10 protein-coding genes are annotated in these 12,558 nt (G+C 74.3%); 6 read left to right on the top strand and 4 right to left on the bottom strand.

Translation table 11 applies throughout. The annotated features are described in order from the left end of the window. Positions 1 to 35: 35 nt before the first annotated feature. Together A6F73_RS02070 and A6F73_RS02075 are read right to left on the bottom strand one after the other, a co-directional pair. Positions 36 to 3,386, bottom strand: a complete 3,351-nt coding sequence (locus A6F73_RS02070) for a S8 family serine peptidase (RefSeq protein WP_244293258.1) — start codon at positions 3,384 to 3,386, stop codon at positions 36 to 38. A gap of 590 nt (positions 3,387 to 3,976) precedes the next feature. Continuing rightward, on the bottom strand, positions 3,977 to 4,828 hold the full coding sequence (locus A6F73_RS02075; RefSeq protein ID WP_063346161.1) for a siderophore-interacting protein: 852 nt from the start codon (positions 4,826 to 4,828) through the stop codon (positions 3,977 to 3,979). 82 nt (positions 4,829 to 4,910) lie between these two features. Here A6F73_RS02075 and A6F73_RS02080 point away from each other — a divergent pair, with 82 nt between their 5' ends. Then, a complete protein-coding gene (locus A6F73_RS02080; RefSeq protein WP_063346162.1) occupies positions 4,911 to 5,726 on the top strand; it encodes a TetR/AcrR family transcriptional regulator C-terminal domain-containing protein in 816 nt (271 codons plus the stop codon). A gap of 8 nt (positions 5,727 to 5,734) precedes the next feature. Here the strand turns inward: A6F73_RS02080 and A6F73_RS02085 are convergent, their stop codons facing one another. Then, positions 5,735 to 5,932 carry a hypothetical protein gene (locus tag A6F73_RS02085; protein ID WP_063346163.1) on the bottom strand — a complete coding sequence of 66 codons (198 nt, stop codon included), beginning with the start codon at positions 5,930 to 5,932 and terminating at the stop codon, positions 5,735 to 5,737. A gap of 271 nt (positions 5,933 to 6,203) precedes the next feature. On the opposite strand from A6F73_RS02085, the gene A6F73_RS02090 reads away from it, so the two are divergent. From A6F73_RS02090 to A6F73_RS02100, 3 genes are all read left to right on the top strand, one after another. Beyond that, entirely contained in the window at positions 6,204 to 7,448 is a 1,245-nt protein-coding gene (locus tag A6F73_RS02090) for a D-alanyl-D-alanine carboxypeptidase (RefSeq protein ID WP_079136176.1), read from the top strand. 25 nt (positions 7,449 to 7,473) lie between these two features. Continuing rightward, a complete protein-coding gene (locus tag A6F73_RS02095; RefSeq protein WP_063346165.1) occupies positions 7,474 to 7,884 on the top strand; it encodes a PPOX class F420-dependent oxidoreductase in 411 nt (136 codons plus the stop codon). A gap of 113 nt (positions 7,885 to 7,997) precedes the next feature. Beyond that, the gene (locus A6F73_RS02100) at positions 7,998 to 8,411 is read left to right on the top strand and encodes a hypothetical protein (RefSeq protein WP_063346166.1); all 414 of its coding nucleotides are present in this window, start codon (positions 7,998 to 8,000) and stop codon (positions 8,409 to 8,411) included. A 90-nt stretch (positions 8,412 to 8,501) separates the two neighbouring features. Here A6F73_RS02100 and A6F73_RS02105 read toward each other — a convergent pair whose 3' ends face one another. Next, complete coding sequence (locus A6F73_RS02105) at positions 8,502 to 8,939, bottom strand: hypothetical protein (protein ID WP_159398318.1); 438 nt, start codon at positions 8,937 to 8,939, stop codon at positions 8,502 to 8,504. Between the two features lie 610 nt (positions 8,940 to 9,549). Here A6F73_RS02105 and A6F73_RS02115 point away from each other — a divergent pair. Beyond that, positions 9,550 to 11,889 (top strand): heavy metal translocating P-type ATPase, encoded by a 2,340-nt coding sequence (locus tag A6F73_RS02115; RefSeq protein ID WP_063346169.1) that lies wholly within the window; start codon positions 9,550 to 9,552, stop codon positions 11,887 to 11,889. Then, entirely contained in the window at positions 11,886 to 12,404 is a 519-nt protein-coding gene (locus A6F73_RS02120; protein WP_079135356.1) for a copper chaperone PCu(A)C, read from the top strand. The genes A6F73_RS02115 and A6F73_RS02120 overlap by 4 nt, the downstream gene beginning before the upstream one ends. Positions 12,405 to 12,558: the final 154 nt, after the last annotated feature.

A 12,558-nucleotide genomic window follows, 5' to 3' on the forward strand; every position in this document is an offset into this window, starting at 1 on the left:
GAACTCCGGGACGGCCTCGGCGCGGTGATGGAAGGTCAGTTCACCGTGTAGCTGTACGGGATCGCCGCGAGCACCGAACCGGTGGTGCCCAGGGTGTTGTTGGCGGTCGCCACCGAGCTGGGGGCGGACACCAGGTACAGCACGCCGTGGACGGTGCTGCCCTTCGGACCGGTCGGAGTGACGGTCACCTGGAGCGAGCCCTTGCCGCCCGACGGGACGGTCACCGGGTTGGCGGCCGGGGCCGAGGCGTTGACCGCCAGGGCGTACGGGTCACCGGTGCTGGAGGTCAGCGCCGGGTCGAACGCCTGGGTGTGCGCGGTCGCGGTGATGGTGGCGGTGCCGGCCGGGGCGCCGGCGGTGCCGAACGGGCCGACCTGCTGCAGGAAGGTGCCCCACACGCCGGGGAGGACCGGCTGCGACGCGCTGCCGTTGTCGGTCACGACCGAGATGGTCGAACCGTCCTGGGCCTTCTTCAGGTCGCCGAAGAGGTCCGGCGAGCCGGTGGTGCCGGACAGCTCCAGGTGGGCCGGCGTCGAGGAGGCCGCCACCGCCTTCAGCTGGTCGGTGCCCGGCGGGACGAGGAAGGACGGCACCGCGGAGGTGAGGCTCAGCGGCAGGGTGACCGTCGCGGAGGCGCCCTGCGGCACCAGCGGGAGGTCGGTGCGGCGGTCCAGGCGGCCGTCGGCCGAGATCTTCTGGGTGGCGACGGTGTTGTTGGTGTAGTTCACCTGGACGGTGACCGGCTTGCCGGCCGCCAGCTTGGCGTGCGGGTCGTTCGGCAGGCCGGCGGCGGTGGCGACGTTCTGGTTGAACGCGACGGTGCCGGCGAAGTCCTGGGCGAGCTCCTGGCCGCTGACCGGGCCGAGCACGTTCAGGACGAACCGCCAGCGGCCGGCGGCCGGGTTGACGGTGGTGGCCGAGACGCCGGCGGTGGTGCCGGTCAGGTTGCCCTGCGCGTCGAGCAGGCCGTTGCCCTCGATGTCGATCGGGGTGCCGTTCGGGCTGATCAGCGCGCCCTGCATGAGCAGCTTCGGGTCCTTGGCGACGGTGACGCCGACCCGCAGGTCCTTCTGGCCCTTCGGGACGTCGAAGGCGTACGCGAAGCTCTGCGTCGGCGAGGCGTTGCGGCCGTTGCCACCGGTGATGGTGCCGGTGAAGGTGCCCTTGCCCTGGTTGACCGGGACGAGGCTGCGCAGCACGACCGGAACGCTGGTGGCGGTGCCGTTGGAGCTGGCGACGGTGATCGCCTGGCTGGAGTCGCCACTGGTGCCCGGGGTGGTGAGCTGGACCTTGAGGGTCTTGGTCTCACCCGGCTTCAGGTCCGCGACGCTCGGGCTGACGGCGCCGGCCGGCACCGCACGCTGGGTGGCGGTGCCCAGCTGGACCGCGCCGTTGTAGCCGGCCTTGCCCGCCGGGGTGTACAGGACGGCGGTCCACTCGCCGGCCACCGGGTGCGGGACGTCCACCAGGCCGAAGTCGGCCGGGGTGGCGCCGCCCTGCGGACGGGTGTTGGTCTCGAAGCGGCCCGACGGGTCGAGCAGCGTCATGCGGACCACGGAGCCGTTGGTGACCGGGCTGGCCGCACCCTGCCAGGCGATCGACGCCGCGAGGCGGTCGGCGCCGGCCGGGACGGTGAACTTGACCTGCTTCTGCACCCAGGTGGCGCCGTTGGTGGCGTACTTGAAGGTGTCGGTGGAGGCCGTGTCCAGCTGGACGGTCTGCTGGTTGCTCGACTGCGGCACGAAGGTGCGGGTCGCGCCGCTGACCGTCTGCGGGGCGGAGCTGGTGTTGGTGACGGTCACGTCGGCGGTGTGGGTCGAGCCGGGGTTGCCGGCGATGTCGACCTGACCGGTGGTGACGACGACAGTCTTGCTGTCCGACGCGCCGGAGCCGGCGTGGTAGCCGCGGGCGGCCTCGACGGCGGCGCGGACGTTCAGCAGGCCGGCGCCCTGCTCCTCGGCCGGGACGCCGAGGTCCTGGGCGGTGCCGGTGATGAACTTCTTCACCAGCGCCGGGGCGGGCGACTGGCCGTTGTGGGTGTCGCGGTAGGCCTGGATGACCAGGGCCGCGGCGCCGGTGACGAACGGCGCGGCCTGGCTGGTGCCGCCGAACGACTGGATCGGCGAACCCTGGCCGCTGAAGCCGGTGCAGTCGGTGTACTTGCTGGTGTCGGGCGAGCAGAGCGCCCAGTCCGACTCGCCCGGCGCGACCAGGTCGACCGTGCGGCCGGCCTGGGTGAAGCCGCCCGAGGAGAGCGCGGAGATGCGGTTGTTGCTCCAGGTCTTGTTGGAGAACTGGGCGGCCGCGTAGCCGGTCTGCTGGTAGTTCTGGTTGTCCGTGGAGGCGCCGACCGCGATCACGTTCGGGTCGGTGGCCGGGGTGCCGATGGTGCCGCTGATGCCCGCGTCGCCGGTGGAGACGGAGACGGTGACACCGGCCTTGACGGCCTGGTCGTTGAAGAGCGAGATGGTGTCGTGCGCGCCGCTGTCCGGGGTGACGTTGCCGCCGAAGGACTCGTTCAGCACGTCGACCTTGGCGACCGAGACCGCGTAGTCGATGGACTGCAGGATCGACGAGTTCGACATGATCTCGCCGCCGGCCCGCAGGGCGACCAGCGAGGCGTCCGGGGCGAGGCCGCGGATGCGGATGTTGCAGCCGGCCGGCAGACCGCGCGAGGCGTTCACGAACTTCGAGACGTCGTAGACCTGGCGGCCCTGGGCGATGACCGCCGAGGCGTCGCCGAAGGCCTCCGCGCCACCGGTCGGCGCGTTCACGCCGTCGCCCGCGAAGTCCTGGTAGTCGACGACCGCGTGCGAGCCGTCGGCCCGGATGAAGTCCGGGTTGTTCGGGTCGAGGCCGTCCGCGATGTAGGCGACCTTGACGCCCTTGCCGGTGGCCAGGTCGGCCGCACCGGGCTTGCCGTCGGCGCCGACGGCGTGCGTCGAGTAGAGGCCCTCCGGCTCCAGCAGCGGCTGGGACGGGTCGGACGGGCAGATCGTGTTGGTCGCGTTCTGCTCGACGCCCTGGCCGTTGCTGCCCGAAACGGCCTGCGGGGCGGCGGCCTTGGCCGACTTGGCGCCGGCCTTGGTGTCCGCGGCGTCCTTCGCTGCCGCGGCCTTGCCGGCGGCCGGCGGCGTGACGGTGACCTGCTCGTCCGCGACGACCGAGGCGACGGCCGGGTCGGCCAGCAGCGCGGCACGCAGCGCGGGGCTCACCGTGGCCGAGAACGCGTTCCCGACCACGAAGCTCTTGATGTTGGTGCCGCCGTTGGCCTTGACCTTGTCCAGCAGCGGCGCCTGGGCGTTCGCGGCCTTCTGCTGACGGGCGCCGAGGTGGCCGCTGTCGGCCGGGGCGTCCGCTATCTGGTCCTTGAGAATCACGATCACCGGCACCGGGGTCCCGTCCGCAGACGCCACGGGGGCGTTCTGCGGGTCCGGGAGCGGAGCTGCGTTGGCACTGGACCCGAAGGTCAGGACCATGGACGCGGCGGTGACCGTGACGGCAGCCGCTAGCTGGGATTTCCGCCAGCCGATCAATGGACATCCTTTCGTCTGATGAGACGTCAGGTTGCGCGGCCCAGCGTACGCGGATCCAGGTCGGACGCGTGGTTGCTCCGGACCGCGCGTCCCGACAGCGGTCGCATTCCAGCGCATCCGACACGACCACGACAAGGGGGGAAATCCCCATTAGAAAGTAAAAAAGACCATCAGAAAGTAAAATTCACGGCAGAAATCGGGCCATGTCCGCCCCTTTTCGCTGACCAGACCCGGTCGGAACTGTCCGATCCCGGTCGGAAAAAATCGGTGGCGAACTCTGGACAGTGGCGGACCACCGCCACCTGGGACACACCGTCAGCACCGCCACACACCCTTCCCCCAGGACCCACTCTGAAACCGGACATGACAGAACGGGGACGCGTCCGCACCGGCGCTCCGGTGGCCGGAATCCCCCGGCCACCGGAGCGATCAGCACCCGATCAGCCGGCGGCCAACCGCTCCTGGGCGTCCGCCAGATCCTCGGCGGTGGGCGCGTCGTCCTGGGTCAGCCGGTGGCGCCAGTACCCGGTGAAGTCGATCGACCGCTTCGGCACGCCGCGCTCCGCCACCAGGTGGCGGCGCAGTGCCCGCACCGCGCCCGCCTCCCCCGCGAGCCAGGCGAACGGCGTGCCGGCCGGCAGCTCGGCGGACCGCACGGCCCCGGCCAGCACGACCCCGGGGGCCGCCCCGCCCCGGACCAGCCAGTGCACGGCCAGCTCGGCGCGGCCCTCCAGTGGCTGCCGCTCGGCCTCGTCCGCGACCTCGACGAACGCGAGGGCCCGGACCCCGGCGGGCAGCGCCTCGACCAGCGTCGCGATCGCCGGCAGTGCCGACTCGTCCCCGGCCAGCAGCACCCAGTCGGCAGCGGCGGCGGCCTCGGCGAGCGGGACCGGCGGGGCGTACAGCGCCGAGGGGCCGACCAGCCCGAGCCGCTGCCCGGGCTCCGCGCGCTCCGCCCAGGCGGCGGCCGGGCCGGTGTCGCCGTGCAGCACGAAGTCGATCTCGACCAGCCGGGTGCCGGGCCGGCGGCGCCGGAGGGTGAAGCTGCGCAGCAGCGGGCGCCGGGCCTCGGGGATCGCCAGGTACGCCTGGTACCAGCTCATCGGGTCGTCGCTCTGCGCGGGCAGTTCGGGCACCGTTTGGCCGGGGCGGGGGAAGCACAGCTTCACCTGCTGGTCGGGCGCCGTGCCCACGGAGTCCGCCAGGGCCTCGGCCTCGAAGGTGACCCGGGCGGTGCGCGGCGTGATCCGGCGGACCTCGACGACCTCGACGAAGGTGACGGGCAGTGTCATCGAAAAACCCCTTCGGTTGATAACCTTACGGCATAAAGAGTTGTCGCGGCCGAGGATACTTTACGCCATAAGGAGTTGCTGCATGGTCGTCTACGCCGGACAGGGCGACGCCCACCGGTCCCTGTCCCTGCTCTGGGGCACACCACCGCAACCGCACGCCGGGCGCAGCGGCCCCAAACCGGGCCTCAGCGTCGACGCGATCGTCTCCGCCGGCATCGCGGTCGCCGACGCGGACGGCATGGCGGCGCTATCGATGCGCGCCGTCGGCGAACGACTCGGCCGCACCGCCATGGCCCTCTACACCTACGTCCCGGGCAAGGCCGAACTCCTCGACCTGATGCACGACCGGGCACTCGGCGAACTACGGCTGGACGTCGCAGACTTGGACGGCTGGCGACCCGCCGTCACCGCCTGGGCCGAGGAACTGTACGCCTGCTACCTGCGCCACCCCTGGATCCTCCAGGTCTCGCAGGCCCGCCCGGTGCTCGGACCGGCCGAACTCGCCGCCATGGAAGGCCTGTTGCGCGCCCTGCAACCGGCCGCCCTCGCACCCGCGCGGCTGCACGGCGTCGTCGCGGCGCTCTGGCAGTTCGTCCGCGGCACGGCCGCCGTGGCCGCCGAATCGCGCGGCGCCGCCGCCGCGACCGGCATCGCCGACGAGGACTGGTGGACCACCCGATCCGCCCGACTCGCCGAACTGGCACCGGACTTCACCGACCGATTCCCCCTGCTGACCGCCCTCCAGGGCGCCGGCGACGGCACGCCGCAGGACCGCGACCGGGCGGCCTTCCGCACCGGGCTCGCCGTCCTGCTCGACGGCGTGGCGGCCTCGGGGGCGGGGGCTGATCAGGGCTCCGAACAGGGCTCCGATCGGGACGCGGATCAGGCTTTGGGCTGAACCGCTGATCAGCCTCGGCGGGCCGCCGGGATCGCCAGCAGGATGCCGAGCACCAGCAGAGTGGCGTACCCGGCGGTCTCATGGCCGTCCGGAACCAGGAAACGGACGAAGCCGAACAGCCGGAAGCCCCCCAGCCAGCCCGCCGCCAGGCCGGACCCGCCGCCGAGGATCAGCACGAAACCGAGATAGCCGAGCAGCGTCTTCATACCCCGAGCCTAGGCAGCTCCCGGCGCCCGGGAATCCGACTTTCGGCGCGACCCGGGGATGACCAAAGTCGTCCCGTCGCCTTCCCCCGGCCGTCCCGGCGCCGTGCCGCCCGGGGTCCGGACCGCCGTACCGCCCGGGATCCGTGCCACCCGGGATCCGGACGGAGCAGCAGGCGCGGCGGCCCGGCGGCGCCCCGGGTACGTTCGCCGTGTGCAGCAGATGCCACAGCATGTCAGCAGAGTGGCGGCGGCCGCCGCGGTGTCCACCCTGATGCTCGCCGCCGGCGCCCCGACCGCCCCCGGGCAGGACGCCGCCGGTGCGATCGGCGGCGAACGGCTCGGCCAGTCCACCGTCCAGGTCGCTCCGCTGGCCGGGGCGCCCGCGCTGCCGCCCACGTTGACCGGGCGGTCCTGGCTCATCGCCGACGCCGGCACCGGCGAGGTCCTCGCGGCCCACAACGCCCACCTCCAGCTCCCCCCGGCCAGCACCCTGAAGATGCTCTTCGCGGACACCGTGCTGCCCAAGTTCGACCGCACGACGGAGCACAAGGTCACCACGGCCGAACTGGCCAACGTCGGCGCCGGCAGCAGCCTCGTCGGCGTCAAGGAGGACCTGCCGTACCGCGTCGAGGACCTCTGGCGGGGCGTCTTCCTCAGCTCCGGCAACGACGCCGTCCACGTCCTCGCGCACATGAACGGCGGCCTCCAGCAGACCGTCGCCGAGATGCAGGCCCGCGCCCAGGCCCTGCAAGCCCGCGACACCAAGGTGGTCTCCCCCGACGGCTACGACATGGACGGCCAGGTCTCCTCCGCCTACGACCTCACCCTGTTCGCCCGCGCCGGGCTGCGCAACGCCGACTTCCGCTCCTACTGCTCCACCCGCACCGCGCACTTCCCCGGCGGACTCGACAAGCTCACCGGGCAGCGCACCAGCTTCGACATCGCCAACACCGACCGGCTGCTCGGCAAGTACCAGGGCCTGATCGGCGTCAAGAACGGCTACACCACCAACGCGGGCGCCACCTTCACCGGCGCCGCCCAGCGCGGCGGCCGCACCCTGCTGGTGACGGTGATGCACCCCGACACCCAGACCCGGGTCTACGACGAGGCGGCCGAGCTGCTCGACTGGGGCTTCGCGGCGGCCGACAAGGTCCAGCCGGTCGGGCAACTGGTGGAGGACACCGCCGCCGCCCACCCGGCCACCATCACCGGCCGGGCCGGCGCCGCCTCGTCCGCCGCCCCCGCCGCCACCGCCGGCCAGGCGCACCCGCAGGCCGTCCGGGGCAACGACCCCGGCCTCGCCCCGGCCGCCTGGACGGCCATCGCACTCGGCGCCGTCCTCGCCCTGTGGGCCGCCGCGCGCACCGCCGCCCGCCGCCGCGCCGCACTCGCCGCCGACCCGGCCGCGCTCCCCGACCCGGGCGCCACCGCCCTCGGCGGGCACCGCCACCACGGGCTGGCCCGCCGGGCCCGGGCCCTGGTCAGGCACGCCTTGCCGCGCGCCCGGCGCGAATGATCAGGCACGCCCTAGACTTCCGGCCATGACCACGCCCGACCCCGTTCCCTCCGACCGGCTCGCCCGGATCGTCAGCCTCTCCTCCGGGAGCTACCTGCTCGTCACCACCTACAAGAAGGACGGCACCACCGTGCCGACCCCCGTGTGGGTGGTGCGCGACGGCGAGGCGCTCGGCGTCTGGACCGTCGCCGACTCCTGGAAGGTCAAGCGGATCCGCAACCGCGCGGACGTCCTGGTGGGCCCCTGCGACGTCAAGGGCCGGCCGACCGGCGAGCAGTACCCCGCCACCGCCGAGATCCTCAGCCCCGAACGCACCGCCGCCTACCGCACCCTGCTGCGCCAGAAGTACGGCCTGCTCGGTGTGCTCACCCTGCTCGGCAGCCGCCTGCGCCGCGGCGAGCGCGGCACCGTCGGCATCCGGATCACCCTCACCTGACGCACCACCCGGCTGACGGGGCCCCGGTGGGTTCGCCCGGCGGCCCCGCCGGCCCGGTCACTCGCCGGGCCGGCCCTGGGAAAGGCGTGACGAGGAAGGGCGTGGGAGAGGCCATGGAGGACAGGGACGCGAACGGGACCCGGGGCGGGCTGCCGCTGCTGGTGGTGGACGGGGCCAACGTGGTCGGGTCGGTGCCCGACGGGTGGTGGCGGGATCGGCGGGGCGCCGCCGAGCGGCTGCGGGACGCGCTGGTCGCCGTCGCCGGGCAGGGCCTGCCGGAGCGGCCCGGGCCGCTGGAGGTGGTGCTGGTCGTGGAGGGCGCGGCCCGGGGCGTGGACGGACTGCCCGAGGTGCGGGTGGTCGCGGCGGCCGGCAGCGGTGACGACCGGATCGTCGAGCTGGTCCGGGCGGCCAGGGCCGAACAGCCGGACCGGGACTGCCTGGTCGTCACCGCCGACCGCGAACTGCGGGCCCGGGTCGGCGCGCTGGGCGCGGCGGTCACCGGGCCGCGCAGCGTGCGGCGTTAGAGCCGGTCCCGTTCAGTCCCGTTCAGCCCCGTTCAGTCCCGTCGCGCGCGCGGCAGGACCGAACGGGACCCGCTCCGGGGCGCGGCGGGGTCAGTCCGCCTGGGTGGCGTACATGCCCCAGTGGATCGTCTGGTCGGAGGCGGTCACCGTGAACAGGAGGTCCCGGCCGGGCCGGGCGGGGATCTCCACCGAGCCGGTGCCGGTCGCGCCGACCGGGCACTGGACCGTGAAGTCGGCCGGCGCCAGGCCGGCGACGTGGACCTGGACCGAGCCGCCGCCCTGGCAGCCCACCGTCACGGTGAAGGGCTGCGAGGGGTTGACGGAGGCCGTCACCGCGCCGCCGTCGCCGATCCAGTCCGGGATCCAGATCAGGCCCGCCTCCCCCGGGTACGGCAGGATCTCCCCCGTCCCCATACCGCTCTGGACCGCAGCCGGGCCCGGCTGCGCCGAGGCCGTCCCGGCGACCGCCAGTACCCCCGCCAGCGCGGCCGCGCTTGCGGCCAGCGTCCGCTTCCCCGTACGTGCCATCGCTACTCCCCGCTGCGTTGACCATCCGTCCGGCCGCACGAGCTCGCGCGGCCGGGCCGGGTGCCGGTCTTCGGCACACGAAGGGATCTTATGACGATCAGATTTCAACAGGGGGCGGATTCGCCCGGACCCCGGGCCATGACCCGGATCACGGGCTGGAACGGCCCCGGGGCCGAACGCGTAGGCGCCTCCCGGAACCGGCCACGGGCACCGGCACCTAGTTGACGGGTAGTAGCCGGGACCCAGCGCATCGGGAGGCGCCGTCCCGGACGTTACCTGGTCACATCGGGTGCGTCATCCGAATTAATCCGGGCCCGGAGCCTGCCGTACGGGTCTCGCCGGGCCCGCGGTGCCAGGGCGCGCCCCACCGGTTCGGACCGTACGGGAACCAACCGCCCCCGCCGTCCGACTGCTGGGGGGTGAGTGCGAAGTCGCCGGGTGTCCGGCCCTTGAGTGTGCTGGCGGGGTTCGCCCTGCTGCTGGTGGTGGTGTTCGTGGTGGCGTATGCGGTGGGACGGCAGGCGGGCCCGGTGTCTCCCGGGCTGACGCCCGGGGGCGGCGCGTCGCCCGGGGCGCCCGGGATGGGCGGGCACGACATGGGCGGGATGCGATGAGCCCCGTTGCGGGGGCCGACGCCGGGGCCCTGGTGAGCACCGATCTGGCGGTCGGCGGGATGACCTGCGCGGCCTGCGTGGGCCGGGTGGAGAAGCGGCTGGCCCGGATCGACGGAGTGACGGCCGGGGTGAACCTGGCGACCGGTCGGGCCCGGGTGCTGCACCCGGCCGGGGTGCCGGTCGCAGAGCTGGTGGCGGCCGTCGAACGGGCGGGCTACACCGCCGAGTTGGCGCCCGCAGGGGCGGGCGTCGGGCTGCCGGACGAGGAGCCGGCGGAGCGCCGGCGACTGCTGATGACGACGCTGCTGGCCGTCCCGGTGGTGGTGCTGTCGATGGTGCCGTCACTGCAGTTCCCCGCCTGGCAGTGGGTCTGCTTCGCGCTGGCCGTCCCGGTGGTCACCTGGGGGTCGGCCGGGTTCCACCGCCGGGCCTGGCAGGGGCTGCGGCACGCGGCGGCCACCATGGACACCCTGGTCAGCCTGGGGGTGGTGGCGTCCTTCGGCTGGTCCGCGTACGCGCTGGTGTTCGGCGGCGCCGGGGAGGTCGGCATGCGGATGCCGTTCTCGCTGACCGCGGACGGCGGCGGCGCGGCGCACGTCTACCTGGAGGCGGCGGTCGGGGTGCCGCTGTTCGTGCTGGCCGGGCGGCTGCTGGAGGGCCGGGTGCGGCGGCGCAGCGGTTCCGCGCTGCGGGCGCTGGCCGAACTCGGCGCGAAGCAGGTGTGCGTCCGGGACGGCGGGACCGGCGAGGAGCGCCTGGTACCGATCGAACTGCTGCTGCCCGGACAGGAGTTCGTGGTGCGGCCGGGCGAACGGGTGGCCACCGACGGGGTGGTGGTCGAGGGCGGTTCGGCGCTCGACCTGAGCCTGCTGACCGGGGAGAGCGTGCCGGTGGAGGTCGGCCCCGGGGACGCGGTGGCCGGCGCGACCGTCAACGTCGGCGGCGCGCTGGTGGTACGGGCGACGGCCGTCGGCGCCGACACCCAACTCGCCCGGATCACCGCACTGGTGGCGGACGCCCAGGCCGGCAAGGCCCGGGCGCAGCGCCTCGCCGACGCGGTGGCCGGGGTGTTCGTGCCGTGCGTGCTGGCGGGCGCGGTGTGCGTGCTGGGCTTCTGGCTCGGCGCGGGCGCAGCCCCCCAGGCGGCGGTGACGGCGGCGGTCGCGGTCCTGGTGGTCGCCTGCCCGTGCGCCCTGGGCCTGGCCACCCCGACGGCACTGCTGGCGGCAACCGGGCGGGGCGCGGAGCTGGGCGTGCTGGTGCGCGGCCCGGAGGTACTGGAGAGCCTGCGCCGGGTCGACACCGTGGTGCTGGACAAGACCGGGACGCTGACCACCGGGCGGATGGAACTGGCGACGGTGACGGTCGCCCAGGGCTTCGACGCGGGGCTCGACTCGGAGCTCGACGAAGGGCCCGACTCGGGGCTCGACTCGGGGCTCGACTCGGGACTCGACGAGAGTGCGGTGCTGCGGCTGGCCGGCGCGGTGGAACACCGCTCGGAGCACCCGATCGGGCGGGCCGTGGCGGCGGCCGCGCGGGAGCGCTGCGGTCCGCTGCCCGCAGTGGACGGCTTCGCGGCCGCCACCGGGGTCGGGGTGTCCGGGGTGGTCGAGGGCCGGGGCATACGGGTGGTCCGCCCGGACGGCACGGCGCAGCCGCTGCCCGCCGACCTCGCGGACGCGGTCACCGCCGCCTCGGACACCGGCCGCACGGCCGTGGTGGTCGAGCTGGACGGGCGGGCCGCGGCCGTGCTCACCGTCGGCGACACGCTGCGCTCGGGCAGCTGGCGGGCGCTCCACCGGCTGCGCGGAATGGGGCTGGAGACCGTCCTGCTGACCGGCGACGGCCCGGGCGCGGCCCGGGCGGTGGCGCGCGAGCTGGGCATCGAACGGGTGCACGCCGCGGCCTCGCCGGAGGGCAAGGCCGCGGTGGTGGCCGAGCTGCGGGGCGCCGGGCGGACGGTCGCGGTGGTCGGCGACGGCGTCAACGACGCGGTGGCACTGGCCTCGGCGGACCTCGGGGTGGCACTGGCCTCGGGCAGCGACGCCGCGATCGGCGCGGCCGGACTGACCCTGGTGCGCGGCGACATCGAGGCGGTGGTGGACGCCGTCCGGCTGGCCCGACGGACCCTCGGCACGATCCGGGCCAACCTGCTGTGGGCCTTCGGCTACAACGTGGTGCTGATCCCCCTGGCGGCCGTCGGCCTGCTCAACCCGATGCTGGCGGCGGTGGCGATGTCGCTCAGCTCGCTGCTGGTGGTCGGCAACAGCCTGCGGCTGCGCACCTGGCAGCCCGGACGGGGCGCCTCGGCGGCCCGGAAGGGGGCGCGGCGATGAGCGGGGCGATGAGCGCGCTCGGACGGCTGCGGGTGGTCGGCCCGCCGGTGGGCGCGGCGGCACTGACGCTGGTGCTGCTGACCGGGTGGACGGCGGTCGGCGGGGCCGGGCGGCCCCGGCCGGTGGAGGCCGGCCCGGGCTGGCTGCTGCTGCCGACGGCAGGCGCGGCCCCGGCCACGGCGGCGTTCTTCACGATCCGCAACCCGGGCGACGTACCGGACGAACTGACGTCCGCCAGCTGGGAGTTCGGCGGCAAGATCACAATCAAGCGACACCTCCACCAGGGCGCCGCAGGCCGCTGGGAGCCGGTGACCGCCCTCCCGATCCCAGGCCGCGGCGAACTGGCAATGGCCCCGGAGGACGCCGACCTGATGATCGCCGACCCCCCACCCCTACGAGCCGGCCAGTGGGTCGACTTCACCCTCGGCTTCCGCCACAGCCCGGACCTCCACCTCAAGGCCCAAGTCCTCCCCCCGGGCACCCGCCCCCGCCCGGCCGAACCGCCGACACCCTGACACTCCCCGCCCGGATCACGCCCCGACACCCGTCGAGGCGCGATCCGGCCCCGCCGATGGCCCGGACCGCTGTGCGGTCCGGGCCATCTGTCTGCGGAGGGTGCGAGGTTCGGACTCGTGGGGGGTTGCCTTGGCCCGCTTTCCGGGCGGGCGC

Source organism: Streptomyces sp. MJM8645 (assembly GCF_001625365.1).
Lineage (GTDB): Bacteria > Actinomycetota > Actinomycetes > Streptomycetales > Streptomycetaceae > Kitasatospora.